33 protein-coding genes and 1 pseudogene are annotated in these 26,245 nt (G+C 70.9%); 14 read left to right on the forward strand and 20 right to left on the reverse strand.

What is annotated here, in order from left to right; translation table 11 throughout:
* Nucleotides 1-24 precede the first annotated feature (24 nt).
* Entirely contained in the window at nt 25-801 is a 777-nt protein-coding gene (locus NBT81_RS04180; protein WP_338741273.1) for a helix-turn-helix transcriptional regulator, read from the reverse strand.
* Between the two features lie 114 nt (nt 802-915).
* On the opposite strand from NBT81_RS04180, the gene NBT81_RS04185 reads away from it, so the two are divergent.
* Nucleotides 916-1,803, forward strand: a complete 888-nt coding sequence (locus NBT81_RS04185; RefSeq protein WP_338741274.1) for a helix-turn-helix domain-containing protein — start codon at nt 916-918, stop codon at nt 1,801-1,803.
* On the opposite strand, the gene NBT81_RS04190 is transcribed toward NBT81_RS04185, so the two are convergent.
* Nucleotides 1,800-1,973: a hypothetical protein gene (locus NBT81_RS04190; protein WP_338741275.1), complete on the reverse strand. Its 174-nt coding sequence runs from the start codon at nt 1,971-1,973 to the stop codon at nt 1,800-1,802. The genes NBT81_RS04185 and NBT81_RS04190 overlap by 4 nt on opposite strands.
* An 86-nt stretch (nt 1,974-2,059) precedes the next feature.
* On the opposite strand from NBT81_RS04190, the gene NBT81_RS04195 reads away from it, so the two are divergent.
* From NBT81_RS04195 to NBT81_RS04215, 5 genes are read left to right on the forward strand one after another with little or no spacing between them, the layout of a single operon-like run.
* Entirely contained in the window at nt 2,060-2,374 is a 315-nt protein-coding gene (locus tag NBT81_RS04195) for a thiamine-binding protein (RefSeq protein ID WP_338741276.1), read from the forward strand.
* A gap of 50 nt (nt 2,375-2,424) precedes the next feature.
* Complete coding sequence (gene mch / locus NBT81_RS04200) at nt 2,425-3,357, forward strand: methenyltetrahydromethanopterin cyclohydrolase (protein WP_338741278.1); 933 nt, start codon at nt 2,425-2,427, stop codon at nt 3,355-3,357.
* Entirely contained in the window at nt 3,354-3,845 is a 492-nt protein-coding gene (locus NBT81_RS04205; RefSeq protein ID WP_338741279.1) for a hypothetical protein, read from the forward strand. The genes mch and NBT81_RS04205 overlap by 4 nt, the downstream gene beginning before the upstream one ends.
* Nucleotides 3,846-3,894: 49 nt before the next feature.
* Complete coding sequence (locus tag NBT81_RS04210; RefSeq protein WP_338741280.1) at nt 3,895-4,404, forward strand: hypothetical protein; 510 nt, start codon at nt 3,895-3,897, stop codon at nt 4,402-4,404.
* 42 nt (nt 4,405-4,446) lie between these two features.
* Nucleotides 4,447-4,923 (forward strand): DUF5812 family protein, encoded by a 477-nt coding sequence (locus NBT81_RS04215; protein WP_338741281.1) that lies wholly within the window; start codon nt 4,447-4,449, stop codon nt 4,921-4,923.
* Between the two features lie 14 nt (nt 4,924-4,937).
* Here the strand turns inward: NBT81_RS04215 and NBT81_RS04220 are convergent, their stop codons facing one another.
* Together NBT81_RS04220 and NBT81_RS17295 are read right to left on the reverse strand one after the other, a co-directional pair.
* The gene (locus tag NBT81_RS04220; protein ID WP_338741282.1) at nt 4,938-5,081 is read right to left on the reverse strand and encodes a hypothetical protein; all 144 of its coding nucleotides are present in this window, start codon (nt 5,079-5,081) and stop codon (nt 4,938-4,940) included.
* A 32-nt stretch (nt 5,082-5,113) separates the two neighbouring features.
* Nucleotides 5,114-5,362: pseudogene (locus tag NBT81_RS17295) on the reverse strand (helix-turn-helix domain-containing protein); the annotation flags it as partial.
* 130 nt (nt 5,363-5,492) lie between these two features.
* Here NBT81_RS17295 and secF point away from each other — a divergent pair.
* Both secF and NBT81_RS04235 read left to right on the forward strand, forming a co-directional pair.
* Entirely contained in the window at nt 5,493-6,368 is an 876-nt protein-coding gene (secF, locus tag NBT81_RS04230) for a protein translocase subunit SecF (RefSeq protein ID WP_338741286.1), read from the forward strand.
* Nucleotides 6,368-7,927: a preprotein translocase subunit SecD gene (locus tag NBT81_RS04235; RefSeq protein WP_338741288.1), complete on the forward strand. Its 1,560-nt coding sequence runs from the start codon at nt 6,368-6,370 to the stop codon at nt 7,925-7,927. Before secF ends, NBT81_RS04235 begins: the two co-directional genes overlap by 1 nt.
* 26 nt (nt 7,928-7,953) lie before the next feature.
* On the opposite strand, the gene rnhB is transcribed toward NBT81_RS04235, so the two are convergent.
* Together rnhB and NBT81_RS04245 are read right to left on the reverse strand one after the other, a co-directional pair.
* Nucleotides 7,954-8,592 (reverse strand): ribonuclease HII, encoded by a 639-nt coding sequence (gene rnhB / locus NBT81_RS04240; protein WP_338741289.1) that lies wholly within the window; start codon nt 8,590-8,592, stop codon nt 7,954-7,956.
* Nucleotides 8,593-8,643: 51 nt separating this feature from the next.
* Complete coding sequence (locus NBT81_RS04245) at nt 8,644-8,769, reverse strand: hypothetical protein (protein ID WP_338741290.1); 126 nt, start codon at nt 8,767-8,769, stop codon at nt 8,644-8,646.
* Nucleotides 8,770-8,914: 145 nt separating this feature from the next.
* Here NBT81_RS04245 and NBT81_RS04250 point away from each other — a divergent pair, with 145 nt between their 5' ends.
* Nucleotides 8,915-9,811 (forward strand): DUF7504 family protein, encoded by an 897-nt coding sequence (locus NBT81_RS04250; protein ID WP_338741291.1) that lies wholly within the window; start codon nt 8,915-8,917, stop codon nt 9,809-9,811.
* On the opposite strand, the gene NBT81_RS04255 is transcribed toward NBT81_RS04250, so the two are convergent.
* The 3 genes from NBT81_RS04255 to NBT81_RS04265 all read right to left on the reverse strand — a co-directional run bounded on the left by NBT81_RS04255 (nt 9,812) and on the right by NBT81_RS04265 (nt 11,528).
* On the reverse strand, nt 9,812-10,129 hold the full coding sequence (locus NBT81_RS04255; RefSeq protein ID WP_338741292.1) for a HalOD1 output domain-containing protein: 318 nt from the start codon (nt 10,127-10,129) through the stop codon (nt 9,812-9,814). It abuts the gene before it with no gap.
* A gap of 89 nt (nt 10,130-10,218) precedes the next feature.
* Nucleotides 10,219-10,758, reverse strand: a complete 540-nt coding sequence (locus NBT81_RS04260; RefSeq protein WP_338741293.1) for a hypothetical protein — start codon at nt 10,756-10,758, stop codon at nt 10,219-10,221.
* Nucleotides 10,755-11,528 (reverse strand): AAA family ATPase, encoded by a 774-nt coding sequence (locus NBT81_RS04265; RefSeq protein WP_338741295.1) that lies wholly within the window; start codon nt 11,526-11,528, stop codon nt 10,755-10,757. The genes NBT81_RS04260 and NBT81_RS04265 overlap by 4 nt, the downstream gene beginning before the upstream one ends.
* Nucleotides 11,529-11,606: 78 nt before the next feature.
* On the opposite strand from NBT81_RS04265, the gene NBT81_RS04270 reads away from it, so the two are divergent.
* Nucleotides 11,607-13,076, forward strand: coding sequence for a hypothetical protein (locus NBT81_RS04270; RefSeq protein ID WP_338741297.1), 1,470 nt, complete (start codon nt 11,607-11,609; stop codon nt 13,074-13,076).
* 4 nt (nt 13,077-13,080) lie between these two features.
* Here NBT81_RS04270 and NBT81_RS04275 read toward each other — a convergent pair whose 3' ends face one another.
* The 10 genes from NBT81_RS04275 to NBT81_RS04320 are packed head-to-tail and all read right to left on the reverse strand — an operon-like array spanning nt 13,081 to nt 22,291.
* Nucleotides 13,081-14,622 carry a cobyric acid synthase gene (locus NBT81_RS04275; protein ID WP_338741299.1) on the reverse strand — a complete coding sequence of 514 codons (1,542 nt, stop codon included), beginning with the start codon at nt 14,620-14,622 and terminating at the stop codon, nt 13,081-13,083.
* Entirely contained in the window at nt 14,619-16,073 is a 1,455-nt protein-coding gene (locus tag NBT81_RS04280; protein ID WP_338741300.1) for a hypothetical protein, read from the reverse strand. The genes NBT81_RS04275 and NBT81_RS04280 overlap by 4 nt, the downstream gene beginning before the upstream one ends.
* 43 nt (nt 16,074-16,116) lie before the next feature.
* Complete coding sequence (locus tag NBT81_RS04285) at nt 16,117-16,737, reverse strand: cob(I)yrinic acid a,c-diamide adenosyltransferase (RefSeq protein WP_425498727.1); 621 nt, start codon at nt 16,735-16,737, stop codon at nt 16,117-16,119.
* A 26-nt stretch (nt 16,738-16,763) separates the two neighbouring features.
* The gene (locus tag NBT81_RS04290) at nt 16,764-17,498 is read right to left on the reverse strand and encodes an adenosylcobinamide amidohydrolase (protein ID WP_338742491.1); all 735 of its coding nucleotides are present in this window, start codon (nt 17,496-17,498) and stop codon (nt 16,764-16,766) included.
* 5 nt (nt 17,499-17,503) lie between these two features.
* Complete coding sequence (cobD, locus tag NBT81_RS04295; protein ID WP_338741302.1) at nt 17,504-18,505, reverse strand: threonine-phosphate decarboxylase CobD; 1,002 nt, start codon at nt 18,503-18,505, stop codon at nt 17,504-17,506.
* Nucleotides 18,495-19,484 (reverse strand): nicotinate-nucleotide--dimethylbenzimidazole phosphoribosyltransferase, encoded by a 990-nt coding sequence (locus tag NBT81_RS04300; RefSeq protein ID WP_338741304.1) that lies wholly within the window; start codon nt 19,482-19,484, stop codon nt 18,495-18,497. Before NBT81_RS04300 ends, cobD begins: the two co-directional genes overlap by 11 nt.
* Nucleotides 19,481-20,026, reverse strand: coding sequence for an NTP transferase domain-containing protein (locus NBT81_RS04305; RefSeq protein ID WP_338742493.1), 546 nt, complete (start codon nt 20,024-20,026; stop codon nt 19,481-19,483). The genes NBT81_RS04300 and NBT81_RS04305 overlap by 4 nt, the downstream gene beginning before the upstream one ends.
* A complete protein-coding gene (gene cobS, locus NBT81_RS04310) occupies nt 20,026-20,817 on the reverse strand; it encodes an adenosylcobinamide-GDP ribazoletransferase (protein ID WP_338741306.1) in 792 nt (263 codons plus the stop codon). The genes NBT81_RS04305 and cobS overlap by 1 nt, the downstream gene beginning before the upstream one ends.
* Nucleotides 20,769-21,671, reverse strand: coding sequence for an adenosylcobinamide-phosphate synthase CbiB (gene cbiB, locus NBT81_RS04315; protein WP_338741307.1), 903 nt, complete (start codon nt 21,669-21,671; stop codon nt 20,769-20,771). The genes cobS and cbiB overlap by 49 nt, the downstream gene beginning before the upstream one ends.
* Nucleotides 21,668-22,291 (reverse strand): HAD family hydrolase, encoded by a 624-nt coding sequence (locus NBT81_RS04320; protein ID WP_338741308.1) that lies wholly within the window; start codon nt 22,289-22,291, stop codon nt 21,668-21,670. Before NBT81_RS04320 ends, cbiB begins: the two co-directional genes overlap by 4 nt.
* Nucleotides 22,292-22,382: 91 nt before the next feature.
* On the opposite strand from NBT81_RS04320, the gene NBT81_RS04325 reads away from it, so the two are divergent.
* The 4 genes from NBT81_RS04325 (at nt 22,383) to ftsZ (ending at nt 25,239) form a co-directional block, all read left to right on the forward strand.
* Nucleotides 22,383-23,144, forward strand: a complete 762-nt coding sequence (locus tag NBT81_RS04325; RefSeq protein WP_338741309.1) for a hypothetical protein — start codon at nt 22,383-22,385, stop codon at nt 23,142-23,144.
* Between the two features lie 22 nt (nt 23,145-23,166).
* Nucleotides 23,167-23,679: a double zinc ribbon domain-containing protein gene (locus tag NBT81_RS04330; RefSeq protein ID WP_338741310.1), complete on the forward strand. Its 513-nt coding sequence runs from the start codon at nt 23,167-23,169 to the stop codon at nt 23,677-23,679.
* Nucleotides 23,680-23,883: 204 nt separating this feature from the next.
* Nucleotides 23,884-24,066: a ribbon-helix-helix domain-containing protein gene (locus NBT81_RS04335; RefSeq protein ID WP_049935276.1), complete on the forward strand. Its 183-nt coding sequence runs from the start codon at nt 23,884-23,886 to the stop codon at nt 24,064-24,066.
* A 3-nt stretch (nt 24,067-24,069) separates the two neighbouring features.
* Nucleotides 24,070-25,239, forward strand: a complete 1,170-nt coding sequence (gene ftsZ, locus NBT81_RS04340) for a cell division protein FtsZ (RefSeq protein ID WP_338741311.1) — start codon at nt 24,070-24,072, stop codon at nt 25,237-25,239.
* A 28-nt stretch (nt 25,240-25,267) separates the two neighbouring features.
* On the opposite strand, the gene ncsA is transcribed toward ftsZ, so the two are convergent.
* Nucleotides 25,268-26,233 (reverse strand): tRNA 2-thiolation protein NcsA, encoded by a 966-nt coding sequence (gene ncsA, locus NBT81_RS04345; RefSeq protein WP_338741313.1) that lies wholly within the window; start codon nt 26,231-26,233, stop codon nt 25,268-25,270.
* Nucleotides 26,234-26,245: the final 12 nt, after the last annotated feature.

Genomic DNA, 26,245 nt, shown 5'->3' on the forward strand with positions numbered 1-26,245 from the left:
GAAGCCGTCGTTGCGGTCGGCCGCTCACGACCGCGGGGCGGCCGCCACGCGGTACGTCTCGAACCGCCGCGTCGCCCAGTCGACGACTGCCGGGTCGTCGCTCTCGAGGAGCGTGTGGGCGACTCCGTCGAGGTTCACCCCGACCACGAAGGCGTGGTCGTCGGCGATACCGAAGGAAAACCGGATGTCGTCGGGGTGGGCATAGACGTCGACGCTCGGCGCGTCGACCATCGCATCGAAATGCTCCCGATACCCCGCGGGGAACCGCTCCATCGGCGGCGAGGTAGTCCCGAGGACGAGCGTCACGTCGGGGGGCGACGACTCGTCGGTGACCCGCTCGGCCAACTGCTCGACGGAGTCGTAGAGGAGGTACGGCGCACACTCCCGAAGCTCCGTCGCGTTCGCCCGGAGGTCGAGGAGGTGATCGATCGGGTCGGTCGGGTCGTCGTCGGTGTCGACGACCGTGGCGTCGGCCGCGGCCTCGACGTCGAGGTCGACCGCCGCCGCGGGCGTCTGTTCGAACACGGGTCGGAGGCGCTCTGCGGTGCACTCCCGGTCGCGGAACTCCTCGTACGCGGAGAGGAGCATGCCCCCGAGCGACGTGAGTTCGTACGCGTCGTCGACCTCGCGGATCCAGCCCCGAGAACACATTTCCCGGAGTGTCCGCTTCAGCGTACGCCGTGAGGCGGACAACCGATCGTCGAGTTCACGGGCCGAGAGGATCCCGTCCGCCCGGAACGCTCGAAGCGTCTCGACGCGGACGGGCGATCCGACGAGGTAGTCGAGGGCAGTGTCGGACATCGTTGGACGTCACCACGCTCGTCCGTGTAAAACCCACGCGTGATTCGCCGTGCAAGACAAGTGGTCGACCCGGCGGCCAAGCGTATATGTACGCGGCGACCCCCACACCGGATGGTGACAGAGGATACCGAGGACCTGCGCCCCGACGACGCCTTCACCCTGTTGGCCGACCGTACACGCATCAAGATCATCAGGGCGCTCGGCGACGCCGCCACGCCCGGCGTTCCGGACCGACTCGCCTTCTCGGAGCTTCGCCGCCGGGCCGACATCTCCGGGAGCGGCCGGTTCAACTACCACCTGAAGCGACTGGTCGGACAGTTCGTCGAGGAGACGGACGACGGCTACCGGCTGAGCTATCCGGGGGTGCGGGTGTACCAGGCGATACAGGCCGGCACGTTCACCGACAGTTGTCGGATCGAGCCGTTCGAACTGGACGCGGCGTGTCACGTCTGTGGTGGGCCACAGGAAGCCGCCTACCACGACTGCCTGTTCCGGGTGCGGTGTGCAGACGGCTGTGACGCGGTGTTCTACCGCTACTTCTGCCCGCCGAGCAGTCTGACCGACCGGGATCACGAGGTGATCCTCCGGGCCGTCAGCGAGCGCATCCGTCGCGAGCTCGGATCGGTGGCCAGCGGCGTCTGTCCGTGGTGCTGTGGCCGGATGGAGGCACGGATCCTCCCCCCGGACGCGGAGCTTCCCCAGCGCGACAATCCAGCGATCGAACACCGGGTCCTGCACACGTGTGACACGTGCGACGGCACCGTCTACACGCGGACCGGCGACCTGTTGGTCACCCACCCCGCCGTCGTCTCCTTCTTCTACGACCACGGCGTCGACGTGACCGGGCGGCGCGTCTGGCGACTCCCCTTCGCCGCCTCCGACGAACGGACGACGGCCACGGGGACCGATCCGTGGCGCGGGACCGTCCGAATCGAGTGCGAGGGCGACACCCTCGCGCTCCGACTGGACGACGACCCGTCGGTGGTCGAGGTACGCAGTTAGTTGATCCGACAGGTCGTCCCCTCGGCCAGCCCCGCCTTCGAGATGTGGGCCGCGAGACAGCCGTAGTTGCAGAACTGGCCGTCGGACACCCGTTCGCCGTCGACGACGGTGTCGACGTACACCGGGTCGTGGGTGGTCACGTCACAGCCACAGTAGGTGCAGTCGTCCATACGCGGACGTAGCGTCGCGTTCCTCCTAACCGCTCGGCCGTCGGGCGGGCGAAACACACGTCCGTCGGGCGACCGTACCGCGGCCCATGACCGTCGTCGCACTCCTGAGTGTCGCACCGGTTCGGGAGGGGAGTATGGCCGAAGACGTCGCGGACGCGGTCGCGGCGCTGGATTCCTTCGACGTCGCGTACGAGACCAACCCCATGGGGACGGTGATCGAGGCCGACGACGTGGGGGTCCTGTTCGACGCGTGCGAGGCCGCCCATCGCGCTGTCGACGCCGACCGCGTGAGCACCGTCCTGAAGGTAGACGACAAGCGCCGGAGCGACGCGTCGGCCGACGAGAAGGTCGCCGGCGTCGAGGCGGCGCTGGGGCGGCCGGCGAAGCGGCGTCGGGAGTGAACCGGGCCACATCGACAACCCATTTAACCGAAAGCGACCAACTCGAGCGCATGGAGAGTCTCAACCGGATGGCCGTCGAACTCGTCGACGAGGCGATCGACTTCGCCGGCGAACTCAACGTCGACGTCGTCGAACTCGACTCGGGCGCGACGGTACTCGACTTCGGCGTCGAGGCGGCCGGCGGCATCGAGGCGGGGTTGTTGCTGGCCGAGATCCAGACGGCGGGGCTGGCGACGATCCAGACCCGCATGGACGAGGTAGCGGGGACACCGTTCCCCCACGTCGAACTCACGACCGACAAGCCGGCGCTCGCCCTGCTCTGTTCGCAGAAGGCGGGGTGGGAACTCGTCGCCGAGGGGGTCGACGGACTCGGCTCCGGGCCCGCGCGGGCGCTCGTCGGCGAGGAGGCCGAGTTCGAAGCGGTAGGATACTACGACGAGTTCGACCTCACGGTCCTGGCCGTCGAGGCGGCGACGCTCCCGGGCGATGCCGCCGCCGAACAGGTGGCCGACCGGGCGGGTGTCGCGCCGAGCGGCGTGTTCATGCCCGCGTACGCCACGGGGTCGGTGGCCGGAAGCGTCAGCGCCGCCGCGCGAGCGCCCGAACTCGCGCTCTTTCGCCTCTTCGAACTCGGCTACGACCCCACGGACGTGGTGTCGGCGGCGGGGAGTGCTCCCGTCGCGCCCGTGAGCCACGACGAAGGGGTGGCGATGGGCCGCACCAACGACGCCCTGGCGTACGGCGGGCAGGTGTACCTCCAGGTGCGCGAGGACTTCGACCGGTTCGACGAGGTGCCCTCCACCGCGGCCGCCGAGTACGACACCCCCTTCGAACGGGTGTTCGAGGACGCCGACTGGGACTTCTACGAGGTGCCCGAGTCGGTGTTCGCCCCAGCGCAGGTGACCGTCGACGTCGTCGACGGCCCGACGTACGCGCTGGGGGAGACGAACCACGACCTGCTGGCCGAGTCGTTCGGGCTGTGAAGTTCAAACCCGTCCCCCCTGCGCCCGCCGAGTTCGCGGTCGTCGACCGCGCCCAGGGGGCGGTGCCGCTGGTCCCCGACACCGAGGCCGACTGCTGTGCCCGCCTCGTGGCGCGTCTCGACCTCCCGAGTCGCGACGCGGCGCGGACGTGGCTCACCTTCCTCCGGGCGCTCGGACTCGCCGAGGAGACCGACTCGGGCTACCGCCGGACCGACCGGGAGCCGACCGTCGAGGGCTGTCGCGAGGCGCTCCTCGACCGCGTGTTCGCCGCCGATTCCCTCCGCGACGCGCTTCGTTCGGCGGACGACCCCCTGACCGTCGACGAGGCGTTCGAGACCGTCCGCGACCGGGTGCCCGTCTGGGAGCGCCACCGGAATCCCTCGTGGGCGGACGCGTGGCGCGAGCGCGTGTCGCGTCTGCTGGGGTGGTTCGTGCTTCTGGGCGTCGCCGACCGCGTCGCCGACACCCCGGCGTACGTCGCTCGGTGAGCGACCGGAATCCGGTCCCGTTAACTCGTGTCGACGACTACGACCGCCGATGACCGACGACTACGGGGGAATCATCGGGGCCTTCCCCTACGCCTTCCGGGCGACGGACTCGTGGCTCTGCCGGTCGTACGTCGCCGTCGGTGGCCTGTTGGCCGTCGCAGTGAGCGTCCTCTTCATCGCCGCGGTGATCGGCATCATCGCGGGGACGACCGGCGGCCGGGGTGGGAGCCTGACGCTCTCGCGCTCCTTCGTCGCCGTCGTCGGCCTGTTCGTCGTCGTTCCGCTGGTCGCACCCGTCCTGTTCGTGGCGCGTCGACACCGACGCGACGACCCCGCGACCGACCGGTACGACGCCGCCCTCGCGACCACCGGCTACCTGTTCGTCGCCGCGCTCTACGCCGGCCTCGTCGTCTCCGTGCCGCCGGACCAGCAGACGACGCCGACGGGGGCGCTGGCGCCGGTCGTCGCGGCGCTGTACGCGCTGCCACAGCTCGCGGGACTGGTGCCGCCGCTACTCGCCGCGGCGCTGATCCCGCTCTGCCACCGCGCCCTCCAGTAGCGTGACGAAACGCCGAAACCGCTCGACTGCCTACGTCGTCCCATGACCGACGACAGGGAGAAGACGGGGACCTTTCTCGTGACGGCCGGCGACGACGGCTCGGCCGTCCTCAGGGACGTGGCCGACGGCCAGATACACACGCTCGCCGAGAACCCCGGGTTCGAAACCTGTGAGGCGGTCGAGGCGACGGTCGAACCGGAGCAACCGCTGGAGGTGGCGTGGCGGGTCGTCGACGTGGTCGACCGGTGGACGATCAGCGTCGAGGAGAGTTCCGAGTCGCCGACGACGCTCGAACGCGACGTGGCGGCCGACCAAGCCGTGGGCGAGCTCACCGAGCGCGAACGCGCCGGGACGGGGGAGATTCACGTCCTCACCGTTCCGGAGGGGGAGACCGACACCGCCGTCGCGGACGTCCTCGACGACGACGAGGGCCTCCGATCGCGAGCGGCCCGCCTCGGCGTCGAGCGCGTGGTCGTCCGCTCGGCACCCGGCGTCGTGAGCGTCCGCTATCTGCCCTAGTCCGGAGCCGACGCCTACGGGATCCGGAGAGTGGCCGCCTCCACGAACGCCCGCACCTCGTCGGCCACGCGGGCCGGTGCCTCGGTCGGTCCACTGTGGCCGACGCCCTCGATCTCGACGAGTCGGGCGTCGGGCAGAGCGTCGCGAACCGCGTGCACGCCGTCGTGGAGATGGGCAGGCCCCTCGCTCTTGGCCAGGAGGAGTGCCGGCGCGTCTCGCCCGCCCGTCCGACGAGCGTGTACTCCGCCACGAACGCCGCCGACTCGAAGGCGCGTTCGACCGCCGTCTCCGACTCGCCCGTCGCGTGGACGAGGAAGGGCGGGCGGTCGCCGTGATTGGACTGGATCTCCACCTCCAGCGTCGCCGTCGGGACGTCCGCGGCGACGCCGACGAGCGGCAGGTGTTCGCAGGTGATCTCGTACTCGGCGACGAGTCCCATACGTCCCTGATGACCGGTGTCGCCAGTGTGCGTGTCGGTGGCGCAGGGGGGTGTCGTTCCGGAGTGTGCCGGACCGTCCGTTCCAGCGGACATACAAAGGCTTAGTAGGCGTCGGGGTGGACCGGCGGGCATGGTAGCGTTCGAAGTACCGGAAATCGACTACACCCGGTACACGAATCGCCAGCTCGCGGCCGTACCGCTCGGCGTCCTCGTCGTCGCCCTCCTGATCATCGGCGGCTGGTACGTCGCGACCGGCGCACCGGTCGATCCGGGACTCGACTTCACCGGTGGCGCGGAGATTCGGGTCGCCGTCGACGGCTCGGACAGCGAGGCGCGCGAACAGATTCAACAGACGTTCGACCCGGCCCCCGAGACGATCCGGAGTGTGCCCTCCGACAACACGTACATCCTGAGCTTCCAGACCGACGAGACGGGCGTGTCGGCGCTGGAGACACAGGCGCGTGACGCCGGCATGGAGGTGGAGTCGAGTTACACCGTCTCGGCCGCCTTCGGCTCCCGGACACAGCAACTCGCCTTCGGTGGCGTCGCCTTCGCCTTCTTGGGGATGAGTGCACTCGTCTTCCTGATGTTCCGGACGTTCGTCCCCTCGATCGCGGTCGTCATCTCGGCCTTTTCGGACATCGTCATTCCGGTGGCGCTGATGAACGTCCTCGGGATCGAACTCACGCTGGGGACCGTCGCCGCCCTCCTGATGATCATCGGGTACAGCGTCGACTCCGACATCCTGCTCAACAACCACATCCTCAGACGGTCGGGTGACTTCTACGAGTCGACCCACCGCGCGATGCGGACCGGCGTCACGATGACGCTCACGTCGCTGTCGGCGATGGTCGTCATGACGATCGTGGCGACGCTCTTCGGCATCCAACTGCTCGCCGCGATCGGGACGGTCCTCGTGTTCGGCCTCGCGACCGACCTGATGAACACCTACATGCTCAACCTCAGCCTCCTGCGCTGGTACAAGTACGAAGGGGTGGCGAACTGATGGGAACGATCCGTGACAACTGGCGGATCTTCCTGTTGATCATCGTCCTCTGTGGCAGCCTCTTCGCGCTGTTCTCACCGACGGTGGGCGACTCTGGCACCGACGCGCCGGGGTTGGAGAGCAGCGGATCGACCAACCTCCAGTACGGACTCCAACTCTCCGGCGGGACGCGCATCCGCGCGCCGCTGATCGGCGTCACCGCCGAGGAGGTCGATCTGGGTGAGTCGGAGGCTCCGGAGGTCGAACGCGACGTGGCGAACGAACTGGAGGGCGTGAGCGTCGCCGACGTGATCGTCCGACCGACGGGCGAGGCCGAGGGGACGATCGAAGTGACCGCCGACGGCGTCTCGCCGGGTGACCTCGGCGACACCTTGGACGCGGCCGGCTACTCGTACGGCGAGACGCGGGACGGCGTCACCGAGGAGACGCGGTCCCAGACGGTCGAGATCCTCTCGAACAAGATCAACGAGGCCGGGCTCTCCGGGGGGACCGTCCAACAGATCACGACCCCCACGGGTGAGAACTTCATCCTCGTCGAGGTGCCCGACGCGAACCGTCAGCGCGTCGTGGAACTGGTGAACCAGCGCGGGACCGTCCGCGTCGACGCGTACTACGCCACCGAGGACGAGTCCTACGAACAGACGACGGTGCTCGAACGAGACGACTTCCAGAGCATCGGCACCGCCCAGCAGGGCGGCCAAGGACAGTTGCCGAACGTCCCGGTCACGGTGCGCGAGGAGGCCGCGTCCGGATTCCAAGAGCGGATGGTCGAGACGGGCGTCGCGGGCGAGGGCGGGTCGCGGTGTAACTACGAGCAGGACCCTCAGAGCACTGGCCCGTGTCTGTTGCTCGTCGTCGACGGACAGGTCGTCAACTCCTTCGGCATGAGTCCGGGACTGGCAAGCGACATGCGGAGCGGCGACTGGGCGACCAACCCGCAGTTCATCCTCCAGACGCAGAACTTCAGCGGGGCCCGAGAGGTCGCCATCAACCTGCGGGCCGGCGCGCTCCCGGCACGCCTCGACATCGGCCCGGACGGGGAGGGGACCTCCTCGTTCATCGCGCCGAGTCAGGGACAGCAGTTCCGGACCGACTCCCTGCTGACGGGGATCATCGCCGTCTTCGCCGTCGCCGGCGTCGTCTTCCTCCGGTACGGCGAAATCGAGGTGGCACTGCCGATGATCGTCACCGCGCTCTCGGAGGTGGTGATCCTCCTCGGCTTCGCGGCGGGTATCGGCTACCCGCTCGACCTCTCGGTCATCGCCGGCTTCATCGCCGTCATCGGGACGGGGGTGGACGACCTCATCATCATCGCCGACGAGGTGATGGCTCAGGGCGACGTCAACAGTCGCCGGGTCTTCCAGTCTCGCTTCCGCAAGGCGTTCTGGGTCATCGGTGCCGCCGCCGCCACGACGATCATCGCGATGAGTCCGCTGGCGGTCCTCTCGCTTGGCGACCTGCAGGGCTTCGCCATCTTCACCATCCTCGGCGTCGTCGTGGGCGTCCTGCTCACGCGGCCGGCGTACGGTGACATCCTGCGGGCGCTGCTCACGCGGTAGGGCGCCGCGTCGCCGGTTTTCCGTCGCTAAAAGTCCGACAGCGACGACTGCTCGGCGGCGGCGAGCACGTCCTCACAGGTCGCCCACGAGGTCCGGGCACAGGCGGGTAACTCGCCGTGGTCGCGGACGTAGTCGGCCAAAAACGCTCGCGTCCGCTCGTCGCTCGGGTACCCACTCCCTACCTCGCCGTAGGCGTCCGCAATCGCCGCGACCCGCGCGTCTCGTTCGACCTTGGCGATCACGCTCGCGGCGGCGACGTGGGCGTGACGCTCGTCGGCGCGGTGTTCGGCCCGCACGGACACCGTCGCGTCGACCCCCTCGCGGACCCGCCGGCCGAACCGGTCGGCGTCGACGTCGCCCGCGTCGACGGTCACCGCGTCGTCGTCGGCCGCGACGTTCCGGATCGCCTCGGCCTGGGCGGCGACCGTCAGCCCGTTCATGTCGGTCTCGGGGTCGTCGATCCGGGCGGGTTCGACCGTCGCGACGCCGATATCGACGGCCGGGTCGTCACGGAGGCGGGCGGCTAGCTCGCGTCGGCGCTCGGGGGTGAGGCGCTTGGAGTCGTCGACTCCCGCCGGGAGCGTGTCGCCCGGCGCTCGCACCGCGGCCGCGACCATCGGTCCCAGTACCGGTCCCTTCCCCGCTTCGTCGGCGCCGACGTCCATACTCGCAGGTGTCGGGACCGGAGACAAAACGGTTCGGGTGACGGTGGACGGTCAGTCGGCGGTCGGAACCAGCGGAGGTGGCGTCGCGGCGGCCGCGTCACCGTCGTCGGTCGCCGACTCGGACTCGGACTCGGACTCGCGGTTCGCGATCAGTTCGACGGATGTGTGGTGACACATGGAACGATCCCACGTGAATTGCACGTGCGCGGATATAAATTTTCGGCGACAGGTCGACCGGGGATTTATTACAGTTCTCGTGACAATAACGACTCGACAGCTAGCCATGGGGGGCGCGAATGGCGATACGTCGAGTGGGGAGAGTATGTCAAACCGACCGACTGCAACGCTACGGTTACTCTGCGGCGCCACGAGCGACGGCGACGACCTGTTGGAGGTGTCGCCACCGGAGGTGAACGTCCTCGTGGTGTCGACGTCGCGGTCGATGACCGAGGTGGTGCGGGACTGGCGGTCCGCCGTGGGGTCGCTTCCCGCCGGCTTCGGTCTCGTCACCTTCGCGGAGTTCACGCGTTCGGCAGCGCCGGCGGACACGGCGGGCGGACAGCCCGCCCGACGGTCGGTCTCGGGCGGGGACATCACGCTGACGTCGATGGCGAACCCGGGGAACCTGCAACGCCTCGGGACGGCGGTGACGCTGTATCTCGACGACTGGGCCGACTCCGACCGGGAGACCGTCGTCTACGTCGACGCCCTCTCCCCGCTGATCAAGGAGAACGACGTCGAGTCGGCGTTCCAGTTTCTCCACCTGTTGACCCGGAGCGTCGAGCACTCCGGCGCCGCGCTGGTCGTCCGACTCGACCCTGACGCCGTGGAGGATCGGACGGCGAACACTCTCCAGCCGCTGTTCGACCACGTGGCCGACCACACCGACGACGCCTCGGGGATAGACCTCGACACCATCCACGACCTGCTCGGGAACCCCCGCCGGCGGTTCGTCCTCCGGCGGCTCTTCGAGGAGTCCCAACTCGGGCTGGACCAGTTGGCCGCCGACCTCGCCCGTTGGGAGAACGACACCGACGACCCGACGAACGCGGAGCGCGAGCGGTCGTACACCGCGCTCGCGTCGATCCACGTCCCACGACTGGCCGAGGCGAGCTTCGTGACGTTCGACCGCGAGACGGAGCGGGTTCGTCTCTGCGGTGGCACGGCGGACCTCGACCGACTCGAACGGCTGCTGAACTGGCCGTCCGGGGAGGAGTAGTTACGGATCGGGGTCGACCCGAACCTCGCCGTCCGCGTCGACGGCGACGTGACACCCCGCGAACTCGAAGGCGACCGTCCCGTCGTCGCGGAGCGTGCCGTCGTGTTTCGGGCCGAAGATTCGGTTCAGCGCGTCCGGTCGGATCGCGTCGTTGAGGTTCACCTCGGTCGGTTCTTTTCCGGTCGCGTCGAGAACCGCGTGGACCACCGTGACGCTCAGTTCCCGGTCGCCCGTCTCCCGGTGATCGGCGACGTACACGCCGCGGTCCGGGTCGTACTGGGCCGTTCGGCCGCCGTCCGTCGGAGAGGAGTCCGGCATGGTGAAACGACTGTCGTTACCGACTGATACGGCCCCTAAATAAAAAAGTGTGTGTCCGTTCGCACCGGTGATCCGCTGCAGTCCGTCGGTCACGACTCGTCGAGGGCGTCGGTCAGTCCCCACTCCTCGGCGCGGGTGCGGGCCTCCTCCCGAGCCTGTTCACGGATGGCCTCGATCTGCGCCTCGTCGTCCAGAAACGCCTCCACCGCGTCGGTGTCGTCGCTCCCCAACCGCTCGTCGGGTGCGGCGTCGCGAGTCCGCGTCACCAGGTCACGGTCGTCGGCGAGTCGTTCCGCCGGCAGTCCAGGCGACACGCGGAGGTCGTCGGCCTCGTGCGCGGCCGCGAGCGCCGAGCGGTCGAGTTCGTAGAGGTCGACGCTGTACGGCCCCGGTCCCGCGACGTCCTCGAGGGCGTCCGCGCCACCCCGGTCGGTCGTGGTGCAGTACGCGAGCACCGGGATCCCGTCCTCGAAGGTGACGACACCCCGCGTCTCGTCGCCGAGCAGGACGGCGTCCTGTGGTTCGACGACGGCGTACCCCGTGAGCCGTCGCTCCAGCGCCGTCGCGAGCGTCGCTCCCGGATCGTCGACGACTCGCGACCGGAGCAGGTCGCCGTCGGGAATCTTCATACGTCGTCCGGGACCACCGCGCTCCGGAAGCGGTCGGCCACCGTCTCGCTCGTTCCGTCGCGAACGTCGAGACGATTCGCCGCCTCGCGAAACGCCCGCGACGCCGGCGACGCCGGCGCGTGAGCAAGCAGGGGTTCGCCCGCCGCCCGGGCGCTCCGGGCGTCGTCGCTCTCCGGGACCACCCCGAGCGTCTCGCCGCCGAAGTAGCGCTCCGCCCGGTCGATCACCCGGTCGATCCCCTCGTCGTCGCGGACGCGGTTGAACAGCGTTCCCGCCGTCTCCGTGCCGTACGACCGGGCGTACTCCTGCACCTTCAGGCCGTCCGAGAGCGCCGGTATCGTCGGCTGGAGGACGACGACCGTCCGATCGGCGAGCACGACCGGGAGGACCGCGCTCTTGGATCCGAGCGCCGCCGGCGAGTCCAGCAGGAGGACGTCGGTGTCGGCGGCCAACTCCGCTACCACGTCCCGGAGGCGTTCGGGATCGGCGGCTCGAAACGCCGCCAGACTCGTCCCGCAGGGGACGACCTTCATGCCGAACCGCTCGTAGACTGCATCGTCGACGGCCGCGTCGATGTCCTCGACCAACAGGTCGTGGAGCGTCACCGTCGCGTCGTCGAGCCCGGCGTGAAAGAGCAGGTTCGCCATCCCGGTGTCGGCGTCGACGACCGTCACGTCGTGGTCCTCGGCGAGGGCCATCCCCAACGCGAGCGTGCTCGTCGTCTTCCCCGTACCACCCTTGCCGCTCGCCACGGCGAACGCCTCGACCATCGGCGACGGGTTGCGGGGCGCTGGGGTTAAACGTTCCCTTGGCCCAAGAGTTTTGCCGATCTGTGCCGTTCCGGGGGTATGCCACCCTCCTCGGCGGCGTTTCGGGAGCTCCTCGACGGGCTCGATCCCGACGCGCTCGCCGCGTTCGTCGCGGCCCTCTACGAGGCCCGTGGCCGGGAGACCGACCGCGTCGACGGCGACGTCCTCGTCTCCGACGGCGAGGGGACGCGACGGCTCGCCGTCCGACGTGGCGCGGACCCGTCGACCGCCGCGAGCGACGCCGACGCAGACGCCGTCGTGATTCCGATCGTCGCGGACGACGACGACGTCGTCGACGCCGACGACCTCAGGCGGATGTCGCTGTACGCCGTCGACGACCCCGACCGCACGCGCCTGTTCCGGCGCTTCTTCGGCGTCACCCCCGACGAGGTCGGCGACGAGACGGATCCGGATACCCGCGGCGCGGGCGGCGATCCGACGCGGTCGACGTCGCCCCGACCGACCACCGACGAGTCCCCGCCGTCGACGACGTCGGCGGTCACCGATCGGGACGACACCCACCGGCCGGGCGTCGGGCGGTCGTCGGACGATTCGGCGGCCGACGACGCGGACGACCTCCCCGTTCGCGGTCCCCTCCTGTTCGGCGTCCTCCTCCTCCTCGCCGCCGTCGTCGGCCTCGCCGTCGGTCCTGGAACGGGTGTCCTGCCGACGACCGACGGCGGGACCGCGGGCGACGCCGCCCCGAACGACACGACGGCCACACCCACACCCACCGCCGACCCGGCGGGGGTGTCGAACCGCGACCCGCCGCTCGACGCCTCGGACGTCGAGGACGTCGGTGGATCGGCGGGAGCCGTCGAGGGGCCGTACCCGCCCGGCGTCGACGCGGACGGGATCGAGAACGCCTCGGCGCTCGCGACGGCCCACCGGGAGGAACTCTCCGGCCGATCCTACCGACTCTCGGTCGTCGACCGCGAGTTCGTCGGCGGACAGCCCACCGCCGCCGCGTGGGAGCGGACGGTCGTCGAGAGTCCGACCCGGTATCGCTCCACGGTCGAAGTGGCGGGGACGTTCCGGGAGAAACCGCGAGGGGTCGCCGACGCCACCACGTACGCCGACGGGACCGAGCGGTTCGTCCGCCTGACCGCCGAGACGGACGCCGACGGGACGATTCGATTCGTCGACCGGAACTCCGACGACGGCACCGCCGGCGGCGACGGGTGGCGAAGCGTCGCGATCACCCGCGAGGACGACCCGTTCGCGACCCGCACCGCGTCGTATCTGCGGCGTGCGCTCGACGTCGAGAACTCGCGGCTGCTCGGAGCGTACGAACGCCACGGGACGCGGTACGTCTGGATCGAACTCCGTGCGCGACCCCCCAGCGGCGCCGTCACCCTCGGCAGCGTCCTCGTCGACGAACGCGGCCTCGTCCACGAACACCACCGCGAGTACGCCTACGTCCCCATCGGGGAGTCGTCGGTCCGGACGACGACCACCGTCCGGATCACGACGGGGAACGTCACTGCCGACCCGCCGTCGTGGCGCTGACCGCCTACGCGTCCCCGAACCCGAGGGCGCTCAGGTCGACTGGCTCGACGAGGTCGGCCGCGCGTTCGTACGGCGACGGCTCCTCCGCCGACGCGTCGGGTCGCGGCCGCGCGCCGTACGCCGCCTCTACGACCCTCTCGCGGACCTGCCGATTCGCGAACAGGCCGTGGAGGTAGGTCCCCACCACGCCGTCTCGTGCCGCGCCGAGTTCGGTCCCGTCCCGGCCGTCCGGCGCGGCGAAGGGGGTGTCGACCCGGCCGACCGCCCGCGTCTCACCGGCGTGGATCTCGTAGCCCTCGACCGTCGCCGAGACGCCGGCGAGCGGTCCGTGGCCGCGGCCGTCGAGGGTCCACGTCGCCGGTTCGACCCGCTTGTCGGCCGAGAACCGGGTCACGACGGGGAGTAGTCCCAGTCCCCGAACGGTCTCGGCGTCGCCGGTCCCTTCGACCGACGCCCCCTCGATCCGCTCGCCGAGGAACTGGTAGCCACCACAGAGCCCGACGATCGGTCCGTCGAACGCCCGAAGCCGCTCGTCGAGCCCCGCTTCGCGGGCGACGCGCAGGTCGTCGACGGTGTTTTTCGTCCCCGGGAGGACGACGGTGTCGGCCCCCCGACCACCGGGTCCGGCGGTCCGGAGGTCGGCAGAGAGCGGCGCGTAGACGACGCGCACGCCGGGGACCCGCGCCAGCGGTTCGAGGTCGGTCGCGTTCGAGAGGTGGGGGAGCCGCGGCACGGCGACCGTGGCCGTCCGTTCGGTGTCGACGCCGTCGTCGCCCCCGACGACGCCGCGGTCGCCCCGCGCCGGCAGGGCGACGCTGTCCTCCTCGGGAAGTCCCGGGTCCTCGTACGGCAGGACGGCGAGGACGGGGACGCCAGTCCGCTCCTCGACGGCGTCGACCCCATCCGCGAGCAACGATCGATCACCCCGGAACTTCGTGATCACGACCCCCGCGACCCGGTCGCGGAGGTCCTCCGGGAGCAGATCGAGGGTGCCGACGATGGCGGCGAAGACGCCACCCCGTTCGACGTCCGCGACGAGGAGGATGTCGGCGTCGGCGAACCGGGCCGTCTCCACGTTCGAGAGGTCGCGGTGGTGGAGGTTGATCTCGGCGATCGACCCCGCTCCCTCGGCGACGACGACGTCGGCGTCGGTCGCGAGACGTTCGTGGGCAGCCTCGACCGCGTCGCGGGCCTCGTCCCACCACCGTTGGTAATACCGGTCGGCGGCGACGTGCGCCCGGGCTTCCCCGTCGATCACGAGTTGGGACTCGCCGTCGCCCCGCGGTTTCAACAGGACGGGGTTGTGGTCGGTCGTCGGCCGGACGCCCGCGGCGCGGGCCTGGGCGTACTGCGAGACGCCGACCTCGCCGAACCCCTCGCCGTCGGCCCGCGGGACCGCGCGGGCGTTGTTCGACATGTTCTGTGCCTTGAACGGCGCGACGTCGTACCCAGCCTCGGCCAGGCGGCGACAGAGCCCCGCCGCGACCGTCGACTTGCCGACGTGACTCGCCGTCCCCGCGATCAGGAGGGTGCGGGCGTCGCTCATGGGCGCACCCGCCGCGTCGCCGACTCGGTGGTGTTCGATCGGACCGTGGTCGTGGTCGGGGTCGGTCCCCCGGCACCGGCGTCCGACTCGGTTCGATCGGCCCACGCCGGCCGCGTCACCGTCACCGGCTCCGGCGTGACGCGAACCGTCACCACCACCCGCACCGACGGTTCGCCCGTCGGCGTCGACTCCCGCCGGATGGATCGAACCAGCCCCCGCTCGTCGATCCGCGCCTCGCCCGTCACGTTCCGCGACCCGGACCACGAGTCGCCCTCCAGAGCGACCCGCACCTGCCCCCGCCCGCCGCGGGTCGCGTGACCGACGACCCGGGACTCCTCGACGCCGAGATACCAGCGCACGTACCGCCGCGAGCGGTCGACGACGCGGTTGGGGGTGGTCGTCTCCCGCGTCGTCTTCCGGACGGACCGGTCGCTTTCGGACGTGTCGAGGCCGTCGACCGGCCGGGCGTACAGCGCCGTCCCGTTCGCGTACACGGACTCCTCCGCGACGAGCGGCGAGGTGTGTTCGACCGCGCCGACGACGCGGACGCGCGATCGGTAGCGATCGGTCGACTCGACCGCGATGCGCTCCTCGGCGACGCCGCGCAGGCGGCCGTCGACGTACTCCCGGTGGAGGATGTGGATCCGGTAGGACCGCCCCGCGAGCGCCTCTGCGTGTGCGCCGGCGACCGAAATCGCGCTGGTGACGCCCTCGTCGTCGACCCCCGGTGAGAACGACGCTCCGACCGTCCCGTCGCTCCCGACGCCCGGCGTGTCGGTCTCGTTCGCCCCGTCCGCGTCGGTGCCGGCGTCGACCGCCGGCGCGAACGTCGGCCCGGCCGCCGCCGCGATGCTCCCGACCACGAGCGCCACCGCGGCCCCCACGAGGAGGACTCGCCGACCCCGCTCGCCGCTCGTCGGCCCTCCTCCCGTCGCCGACCCATCACCGCCGTTCTCGCCGTTCTCGCCGTCCGCGCCGGCCCGTCCCCTGTCGGTCGCCGCGGCTCCCCGAGACGCCGTCCCCGGGTCGCCGGCGACGCCGTCGTTCGCGCCCCCGTCGCCGGCCTCCACCGTCCCGGCCGACGCGTCGTCGCCATCGTCCTCAGCGATCGTCGCCCCGTCGCACCCGTCGATCGACCACAGGTCGTCGGGATCGGCGTCGAAGAAGCGTCGGCACAATCGCCCCCGATCGGTCGGATCGAGCGCGTAGGTCAGCAGTTCGCGCAGTTCGGCCGCGTCCAGCGGGGCGTCGTCGCCCCTCGTCGCGACGGTGGCTCCCTCGGCAGTCACCGTGAACCGCCGCGGACGGGCCGATCCCGGCGGCGTCGCCACCACCTCGTCCCCGTGCCGTATGACCGCCCACCCGCGGGCGTCGTACACCGCGGCGACGAGAGCCGCCCGTTCGTCCCGATGTAGGGCGGCGACCCGGTCTGTGAACGCGTCGCCCGTCATACCGTCCGATACGGGCGGGCGCGCAAAACCCTTCGGCTCGGACTCAGAACTCCGTTCCCTTCCGCGCCCGCTGGCCGGCGTCGATCGGGTGTCGCTCTTTCCGCACCTCGCTCACCAGGTCGGCGGCGTCCGTCAGGTACGACGGTCGCTCGTGACCGCCGGTACAGACGAGTTCCAAGTCGTCGGGTTTCCGGTCGACGAGGTCGACCACGTCCGCGGGGTCGATCAGGTCGCGGTTGGCGGCGTACAGCACCTCGTCGAGGATCAGCATGTGGACGCCCTCCTCGGGGTCGCCGTCGAGGGCGAGCGGTTCGGAGGCTTCGGCCGCCGCGTCGATCAGGTCGCGCGCCCGTTCCAACCCCCCCTTCGCCTTCGCGGCGTGGTCGTCGTCGTCGCTCCCGTCGGCGAAGCCGTGCCAGCCGTAGTGGCCGGTGTGTTCGTAACTGAACCCCGCAACCTGCTCGATGGCCGCGTACTCGCCGCGGACGTCCTCGACGCTCTCGGCCCCACCCTTCATGAACTGGAGGCAGTGGACCCGGTAGCCGTGGCCGGCGGCCCGAAACCCCATGCCGAGGGCGGCGGTGGTCTTTCCCTTCCCGTCGCCCCACCACACCTGCGCGAGGCCGAACTCCTCGGGGACGCGAGCCTCGACCGTGTCGTTCATCGTCCCGACTCGGCCCGGATCGGCCTTCAATGGTCCGGTGTGACCGGTGACGTCGTCGCCCGCTCGTCGGTTACGACGCCCGCGCCAGCCCGCGCGTCCGCCGCGGCGTCGACCGTCGCGTCGCCGTACCGGGACTCGAGGCTCGCGACGAGGGCGTCGCGGACGCAGGCGCGGGCGGCCCCGCCGACGTCGGTCGCGCTCCCCGAGAACCGCGCCGGCTCGCCCGCCGGATCGCAGGCCGCGACCACCGCGTCGGTCGTCGTTCCGGGGACGCCGGTCAGCGCGAGCAACGTCGCCGCCTTCGCTTCCGCGGCCACCGTCAGCAGGTTCGCGAGCGCACCCGGCGCCAGCGCACGAGTCGTCCCGACGACGACGTTGACGGTGCCGGCGTGTGTGGTCCCCTCGTCGCGGTCGTCGCCCCCGCCGTCCACCGTCGTCCACTCCCTGTCCACCGGGAGCGCCGCGGGGTTCGAGACGCCGGCCGTGACGACGGCCTCGACGGGGTCGAGTCGCGCCCGCCGGGCGTGGCGCTGGTCGACTCCGGTCAACAGCGCCGGGCCGCGGGCCTCGGGGTCGAAGCCGGCCTCGGCGAGTCGGTCGGCGACGTAGGCGTCGAGGTCGGTTCGGGCCCACCCCTCCGGGACGGTGCAGTTGTAGGCCGCCGGTGCGACGCTCACGCCGCCGTCGGCCCCTGTCGAGAGCCACCGGGTGTCGGGGCGGCCGAGTCGACAGACGCCCGCCCGCACCTCGGCGTCGAAGATCTTGCTCACAGCAACGCGTCGAGGAGGCGGTCGTTCTCCGCCGGGCGGCGCACGGCGACCCGGACGTGTGAATCGAGGCCTCGGAAGGTGGTGGCGTCGCGGATTGCGATACCCGCTCGCCGGGCGTCGGCGACGAGGTCCTCGACCTCCGTCTCGGTCTCCAGCAGGAGGAAGGGGGCCTCCGAGGGGTGGACGTCGAACGCCCCGTCGAGGGCGTCGCGCATGCGGCGGCGTTCGCGCCGGACCCGGTCGCGCGTCTCGGCGACGAACGCCGTCCGCCCGAGGCAGTAGGCACCGACCTCGGCGGCGGGCGTCGACAGCCCCCACGCCGGCCGCGCGGCCTCGAGTCGGTCGTGCAGGTCGCCCGTCGCGGCCGCAAAGCCCATCCGGAGTCCCGGCAGGCCGAACACCTTCGTCAGCGACCGCGCGACGACGACGCCGGGTTCGCCCGCGAGCGTCGGCCGATCGGTGAAATCGAGGAAGGCCTCGTCGACGACGAGGAGGGTGTCGGCGGCGCGACACGCCTCGGCGTACGCCACGAGGTCGGCCCGCGGGTACGCGTCGCCGGTCGGGTTGTTGGGGTTGCAGACGACGACGGCCTCGTGCCCCGCGGGATCGGTTCCGAGGAGGCGGTCGTGGTCGACGAACGTCGGGTCGGCCCCCTGGAGGCGGACCTCGCGGGCGTACTCGCCGAAACTCGGCTTCGGGAGCAGGACCCTATCGGAGGCGTCGAGGGTCACTTCGAAGGCGAGGCGGAGCGCGCCGATGCCCCCGGCCGTCGGCACGACGGTCGACGGCTCACACCCCAGATACTCGCCGGCCGCGGTGCGGTACTCGGGGTAGTCGCCGTCGGGGTACCGCGTGGCCGGCCGGTGGGCCGCGTCGTAGACGTCGGCGACTCCGCTCGGTCGCTCCGGGTTCGTGTTGGCGCTGAAGTCGAGCAGCGACGGGTCCGACGCGCCCCCGTGTGGGATGCGGTCCACGTCGGGAACGGCGTCAGGGTCCATCGCCCGAATCCATGCGTTCCACCACCTCAAGCGTTGCGTCCGCGACGCCGTCGAGGACGCCGGCCCGCTCCGCGAGCAGGAGCGCACCGCCCATCCCCGCGCCCTCCTTCGCCTCGCCGGCGGCGTAGCGCGACAGCGCGTCGGGCCGCCCCTCGAACCCGGGGTCGGTGACGACCGTCTCGCAGTCGAGGTCGGCCGCCGCGCGCCGGACGTCGGTGTCGGCGGCGACGTACGTCGTCGACGCGACGGTTAGCGGCGTGGCGACCCCGGCGTGACGAACCAGCGCGACGGCGGCGATCATCTGCGTCCCGCCGCCGAGGACGACTTCGGTTCCGGATTCGAGCGCGCCGGCTGTCAGCCCGGCGACGACCGCCAGTACGGGATCACCGAGAAAACGCGCGGCGAGCTCCGGACGGTAGGCCGCCTCGCCAGGCACGAGGTCGCTCGCCTCGAACGCCGTCTCGACCACCTCCCGTTTCAGGTCGATCGGGTTCTCCGGCAGCGACGAGGAGGTGTCGAGGTCGATGCCGAGCGCCCGGCAGACGCCGAGTGCCGTCGTCGTCCCACCGGGAATCGTCTCCCCGACGACGAGTTCGTCGTCCGGCAGCGCTCGCCCGAGTTCGCGGGCGGCGACCCACGACCCCGGTGCCGTCGGCACGGGGTCGGCCTCGCGGACGTCACGCCCCGGCTTCGCTCCCACGCCGACCGTCGGCGCGCCGGTCGGTTCGGCGAGGCCGGCGTCGACGACGAGCGTCTCGAAGCCGACTCGCTCGCGGACCGCACGGGTGACGGCTGCGGGCGTCGGACACCCCGTCGGACTCACGGGGACGACCGGAGCGCGCACCAGGTGGCCGTACTCGATCAGTTCGGCGTCGGCGCTGGGCGTGTGCGCCACGACGTCGGGATCGGCGCCGGCGGCGCTGATCCCGTCGATCCGGGCCGTCTCGGTCGTCCCCGCGACGAGGACGAACCTGGTCACACGAGCGCCTCCGCGACCCACAGATCGGTCGGACGGTTTACGTTCACGGCGAGTCGTGGGTCGTCGCTGACGTATATGTCGTCGTCGGTTCCGGCGACGACGTTACAGCCGGTGGGCGCGAGGGGCGGCCCCTCGTGGTCGAACGTCGTCCCGACGCTGACGCCGAGTCGACGCTTCAGGTCCACCGGCACTGCCGTCGTGAGCGAGCCGCCACCGGTCGCCGCGTCGAGCACGCGGTTCACGGGGGTCGCGGCCAGCAACGGCAGGTCGGCGGCGACGGTCAGTGTCGGTCTGTCGACGCGGTCCAGCGCCGTGGTCAGGTCGGCGACGTACCCCTCGCCGGGCGTCTCGACGACGGCTACGCCGGCCGTCCGGAGGTGGTCGCGCGTCGCCGGCGCGTGCGGCGAGACGGCCGCGTGGACGGTCCCGACCCGACTGGCTCCGAGGGCGTCCCGGACGCGGTCGACCATGGGGACGCCGCCCACCTCGACGAGGGGTTTCTCCCCCTCCACGTCGAGTCGCGTCCCCCGCCCACCACACATCACCAGAGCGTCCACGCGATCACCCCCGCGTGGAGCGCGGCGACCCGCCCGAGTTCGTTCGCCGCGCCCAGGGCGTCGCCCGTGACGCCGCCGAGGGCGAGCGTCGCCCACCGGCCGACGAGGAGCGCGACGGTCGGCCCCGCGAGCAGCGTCGCGACGAGCGCCGGCGTCGCTCCGGTCGGCGCGGCGAGCGCGGCGGGGACGGCCGCGGCGACGACCGGGAGGAGCGACGCGCCCCCGGCCTCTCCGACGACGGCCGACCCCAGTCCCTCGTGGCCGGGCGACCCCAGAGCCACGAGCACCGCCATCCCAACCTTGGCGCTCACCTCCGCCGCGAGGACGAGGCGGGCGGCGACCCGCGGTCCCGCGCCGGCGACGCCGAGGCCGGCGAGTGCGAGGGCGACGAGCGCGAGCCCCACCGCGAGCGCCCCGCCGACGCCGGTCCCCGGGTCCTCGAGGGCGTCGCGTCGGTCGACCGCCGTCCCGTGGACCGCGGCGGCGTCGCCCAGGTCCCCCAGTCCGTCGACGTGCGTGACGCCGGTGACGAGATACAGCGTCGCGAGGTAGCACGCGACGACCGTCGGCACGGGCACCGGGAGGGTGTGGGGGAGCGCGACGAGTGCGCCGACGACGTAGCCGGCGACGACGAAGGCGACGGGCGTCGTCCGGAAGGCGTCCCACGCGCGTTCGCCGCCGCCGACGGGGAGTCGCGTCAGGAAGGCGAGCGCCCCCCGAACCGCGGTCAACACGCCGCGACCACCCCCACTGCTGCCAGCCCGAACGCCAGCCATCCGGCCCGCGAGACGACGGCGACGCCCCGGTCGGCGTCGGCCCGCGTCGGCAGATCGGGTCCCCCGTCGAGCGCGTAGGCCCCGGGCTTCGCCAGTCGAACCCCCAGCACGGCCGCGAGCGTCGCCATGGGCCACCCGGAGTTCGGCGACGACGGCTCGTCCGCGGCTCGGAGCGCGCGCAGTACCGCGCCGGGTCGCCCCCCGGCGACGGCCAGTAGGCACGCGCTGGCGCGGGCGGGTACCCACATGACGAGGTCGTCGAGGCGCGCGGGCCCCCAGCCCATCGGCTCCGACCGGTAGCCAAAGGTGGAGTCCAGCGTGTTGACGGCCTTTATCGCCGCGGCCGCGCCCGCCGCCGCGGGCAGGGAAAGGGGTGCGACCAGGGCGAACCCGGCAAGTGGGGCGACCAGCCCGTCAGCGAGGTTCTCGGCGGCGCTCTCGACGGCCGCACTCCGCACCTCGCCGGCCGACAGGTCGGTCGTGTCTCGCCCCACGAGCGAGCGGAGGCGCTTCCGGGCGGCCGGGAGGGTCGTCCCGCTTGCGGCGACGACGGCCCGCGCCTCGTCGACGAGCATCCGCCGGCTGGTCGAGACGAAACAGACGAGGCCGGCGGTGACGGCCCCACCGACCGGGGACGCGGCGGCGGCGACGGCGACGACGATGGCGACGACGACGGCGACGAGGAGGGGAACCGAGAGCGCCGTCGCGACGCCGACGACCCGGGGGTGGCTCCACGCGCGGTCGAGCGCGCCGATCCCTCGCCCGAGCCACGCCACGGGATGCACCGAGGCGGGTGGTTCGGCGAGGAGTCGGTCGAGCCCGGCCGCGAGTGCGACGGCGACGACGGGAGTCACGGCTCGCCCCCCAGCCGATCTCCCAGCGTGGACAGCGGCGTCTCGGTCGCGTCGACGAACCGGCCGCCGAGGGCCTCGATCCCGCCGTCGGTTTCCGGATCGTCGCCGACGTGGACCAGCGCCGAGGGGTCGACGCCGAGGTCGGCCGCGACCGTCTCGAACGGTCGCGGGTGCGGTTTGCGGAAGCCACAGGCGGCGCTCGTGACGACGGCGTCGAACGTCCCCCTGAGATCGGCGCGGACGAGGGTCCGCGGGACGAGTTCCGGGACGCTACAGTTCGAACACAGGCCCACGGGACCGCGCTCCCTCGCGGCTTGGAGGGCGGCGTCGACCCCCTCCACGCGGCGCACGTCGGGGTCGAACGCGGCGACGACGGCGTGTCTGACGACGGTGTCGGACGCCTCGAAGCCGCGGCTCCGGAGCGCGGCGGCGACGTGCGCCGGGAGTGGGGTTTCCGCGCCGTCGGGCGTGTCGACGTGGGGCGTCCGGTAGGTCGTCGCCCACGCTTCGGGGACGGCGACGCCGCGGTCGCGAAGCTCTCTAGCGACGGCGGCCGCCGGGTCGTCGGGCGTCGATGCCGTCACGAGCGTCCCGAAGAGGTCGAAGGAGGCGGCGGTCACGGTTGGCGGAGGATCGGCGCGGAGCTACTTCACCGTCGCGGTCGGCGCGGTCCGGCCGCACGTATAAGTCGGGAGCGACGGTAGGTGTGTCGTGACCGTCGCCCGACTACTCGCGATCGACACGCCCGCCGACGCCGCCGACTGGTACGCGGCCGGGCGGGCGTACACCCGCCGCGTCGCCGCCGGGATGGATTTTTCGGGCGTCGACGCCGTGGACGGCGACGCCGTCGCCGCGGCGCTCCGGACGGACCCTGCGACCCTGTCGGTGCGCGAGGCCGAGTCGGCCGTCGGTGTCCTCCTCGGTGACTCCGTCTACACCGAACCGTTCTGTGCGTGGATGCCGACGTGGTACGAACTCGCGCTCCTCCCGGCGGCGCGTCTCCTCCGCCGTCGCCTCCGACGGATCGCTCGCACCGTCGCGTCGTCGACGTCGCTGACCGTCTCGGCCCCGCGATTCTCCCGCCCGCGTGACGTCCTCGTCGCCGGTCGGTCGCCCCTCGACGGTGTCTCGGGCTTTCGCGAGCGATTCGTCCTCGCCGCGGCGGTGACTCACCTCGAGTGGTTCCGCCACGCCGCCGTCGCGGACGGCATCGACCTGCCCGCGGGGTTTCTCGCCCGGGCGCGCCGCGAGACGGTCGACTACTACACCGGGGCGCGTCCGACGCTGTCCCCCCGGGTCCGTCGCTTCCAGCGGCTCCTCTTTTCGGACGGGGCGTGGGTCCGAGACGTCGACGCCGCGTACGGCCTCGACAGTTGGCTGTTCGGCGGGTGGGCGCGGCTCCTCGACGCGGAGCGACGGCGACTCGCCGCCAGCGACAGACATCCGTCAGACACGCACGAAGGTTTGATATGAGAGGGGGACGTGGCCGAGAACGATGAGCAAGATCACGTTCCGCGCCGACGACGACCTCGTCGAGCGCTTGGAGGGGTTCGACGCCTCCAAGAGCGAGGTGATGCGCGACGCGTTGCGCACGTACCTCGACGGCGCGGAGCGTGAGCGGTCGTCGCCCGACCGGTCGCTGGAGGCGCTGCTCGCCGAACACGCGTTTGCGCCGCGCGACCCACCCGAGATCAACGTAAACGTCACGCTCGACGGCCAGACTGCCGATCCGTCGGACGTGTCCGTCGAACGCGACGGCGAGCCGACGACGCGTAAGACGCAGTCCGAAAACACGGCCGACGACGCGAAAACAGGGCGTAACACGTGCTCCCAATGTGGCGAAAACATGTCTTCAGAACACGTTTACTGCCCGAACTGTGGTGAGAAGTCTGCCCACCGCGTCTTCTGTGACTGCGGCGACGAACTCCGATCCGACTGGGCGTTCTGCCCGAGTTGCGGCCGCCGAACCCCCGCAGCGGACGTGTTAGACCGACGTAAACAGCCGTGAAAGTCCTGTAAACGGACGTTTCACACATCTGTCTTACACCTGCCGTTAGTTTTATAAGGTATTGGCCTGTTGGTATGTCTGTGTAAGACGGTCGTCTTACAGGCCAACCGACTCCGGCGGTGTCCCGTTGCCGTCGGTCGGTTTCGGCGTGTAAGACAGAACAACGGGGGTGATCCCCATCCGTCTTACCGGGGGAATGCAACCATGGAGCGTGTGACACTACGAATTCCGAAACAGCAGATCGAGGAGGTCGAACAGATGGTGGAGACGGGAGAGTTCCCGAATCGAAGTGAAGCCATCCGGTCGGCCGTCCGCGAGATGCTTAACGAACAGAGCGAGTCCCGCGACGACAACCGCAAACGCAACCGCAGCTGGGCGAAGGTGTAGACGATGCAGGGATTCGTCCAAGACGCCATCGAGCGCGAGGAGGAAGAGCAGCGCGACGCCGACGAGGGCGACGACTTCGGCGATCCGCGGATCGTCATCGTCGGGGCCGGCGGTGCCGGGAACAACACGGTCAATCGGCTGTACAACCTCGGTGTCGACGGCGCCGAGACCATCGCCATCAACACCGACAAACAGCACCTGAAGATGATCGAAGCCGACACCAAGATCCTCGTGGGCAAGTCGCTCACGCAGGGGCTCGGTGCCGGTGGCGACCCCTCGATGGGCGAGCGTGCGACCGAGATGGCCCAGGGGACGATCAAGGAGGTCCTCGGCGAGGCCGACCTCGTGTTCGTCACCGCCGGCATGGGCGGTGGGACCGGTACCGGTGCCGCCCCCGTCGTCTCCAAGATCGCCAAAGAGCAGGGTGCGATCGTCGTCGGCATGGTGTCGACGCCGTTCAACGTCGAGCGCGCCCGCACGGTCAAGGCCGAGGAGGGACTCGAGAAGCTCCGCGGCGAGGCCGACTCGATCATCGTCCTCGACAACAACCGCCTGCTCGATTACGTCCCCAACCTGCCGATCGGCAAGGCGTTCTCGGTGATGGACCAGATCATCGCCGAGACGGTCAAAGGGATCAGTGAAACCATCACCCAGCCCTCGCTGATCAATCTGGACTACGCGGACATGTCCACGATCATGAATCAGGGAGGCGTCGCGGTGATGCTCGTCGGCGAGACCCAGGACAAGAACAAGAGCCAAGAGGTGGTGAGCGACGCGATGAACCACCCGCTGTTGGACGTGGACTACCGCGGCGCGTCCGGTGGACTCGTCCACATCACCGGCGGCCCCGACCTCACGCTCAAAGAGGCCGAGGGCATCGCCAACAACATCACCGAACGACTGGAGGCGAGCGCCAACGTCATCTGGGGTGCGCGCATCCAAGAGGAGTACAAGGGCAAGGTCCGCGTCATGGCCATCATGACCGGCGTCCAGAGCGCCCAGGTGCTCGGACCGTCGACCCAGCGACAGGCGGAGAAGTCCCGCAAGAGCCTCAACGGTGAGGACGTTTCGGAATTCGACGCGAGCGAGAATGTCGGTCAGGACCAGGCGTCCTGGTCGGACGGTGGTCGCGATCAGATCGACCAGCGCAACGGCGTCGACGTCGTCCGGTAGCGTCGCCGTCGACTCTCCTTTCGGTCCGTCAGACCGCTTCGATCGACTCGACGAGCCGACACTTCCTGCAGATCCGACCGCCCGTACTCGATCCACAGCGGTCGCACTCGCCGAGGTCGGTCCCGCCGTCGTCCCGGTACCGTCGTGCGGCCAGTTCGGCGAGTTCCTCGTAGCCGGCCATGATCGAGTGGCGCGTCCCGGGGTGGTTTTCCTCCATCCCGAGCAACAGGTCCCGGATCTCCCCCCGGTAGGCCTCGCTCGCGTGTGGACACTCCGTGATGTGGGCCGGCAGGTCCGCGAGGTGGGCGTACAGCGCCACCTCCTTTTCGGGCACGTCACGCAGGGGTTTGGCCCGCGGCACGAAGTGGTCGCTCTCGGCTCGTCGGTCGAACGGTCCCAGACTCGCGTCGAAGTGTTTGGCCATCTGTTTCAGGTCGCCCTCGAAGAAGTTCATCAACGCGGTCTGTGCTTCGTCGTCGAGGTTGTGCCCCGTCAGGAGTTTGTCCGCGTCGAGTGCCTCCGCGTAGGACTCCAGCAAGTCGCGCCGGAACACACCACAGTACGCACACGCCGCCATGTCCTCGGGATCCTTCTCGACGACGTCGTCCATGCGAACCCCGAGTTCGTCCGCGTAGGACACCACCTCGTGGCGCAGGTCGCGGTCCTCAGTCAGTTCCCGACAGGCGTCGAGGCTCTCGTCGCGGTAGCCCTCGATCCCCTCGTGGATCGAGAGCGCGACCAGTTCGACCCGTGGATCGCGGCCGAACGTCTCCTCCAAGATGTGGGTGAGGACGACGCTGTCTTTCCCCCCGGAGAGTCCGACGACCCACGTCTGTGGGGTCTCCGGCGAGGCGTCCGACGGCAGCAGGCCGTCCTCGCGAATCCGCCGACGAACCCGCTTCTCGACCGACTCGCGGACGTGATCCTCACAGAGGTGAGCGCCGGAGTACGCCGCGTGCATCACCGCTTCGCGGCCGCACCTGTCGCAGTCCATCACGCGCCCTTG

It is taken from the genome of Haloplanus sp. CK5-1, assembly GCF_037201915.1.
Lineage (GTDB): Archaea > Halobacteriota > Halobacteria > Halobacteriales > Haloferacaceae > Haloplanus > Haloplanus salilacus.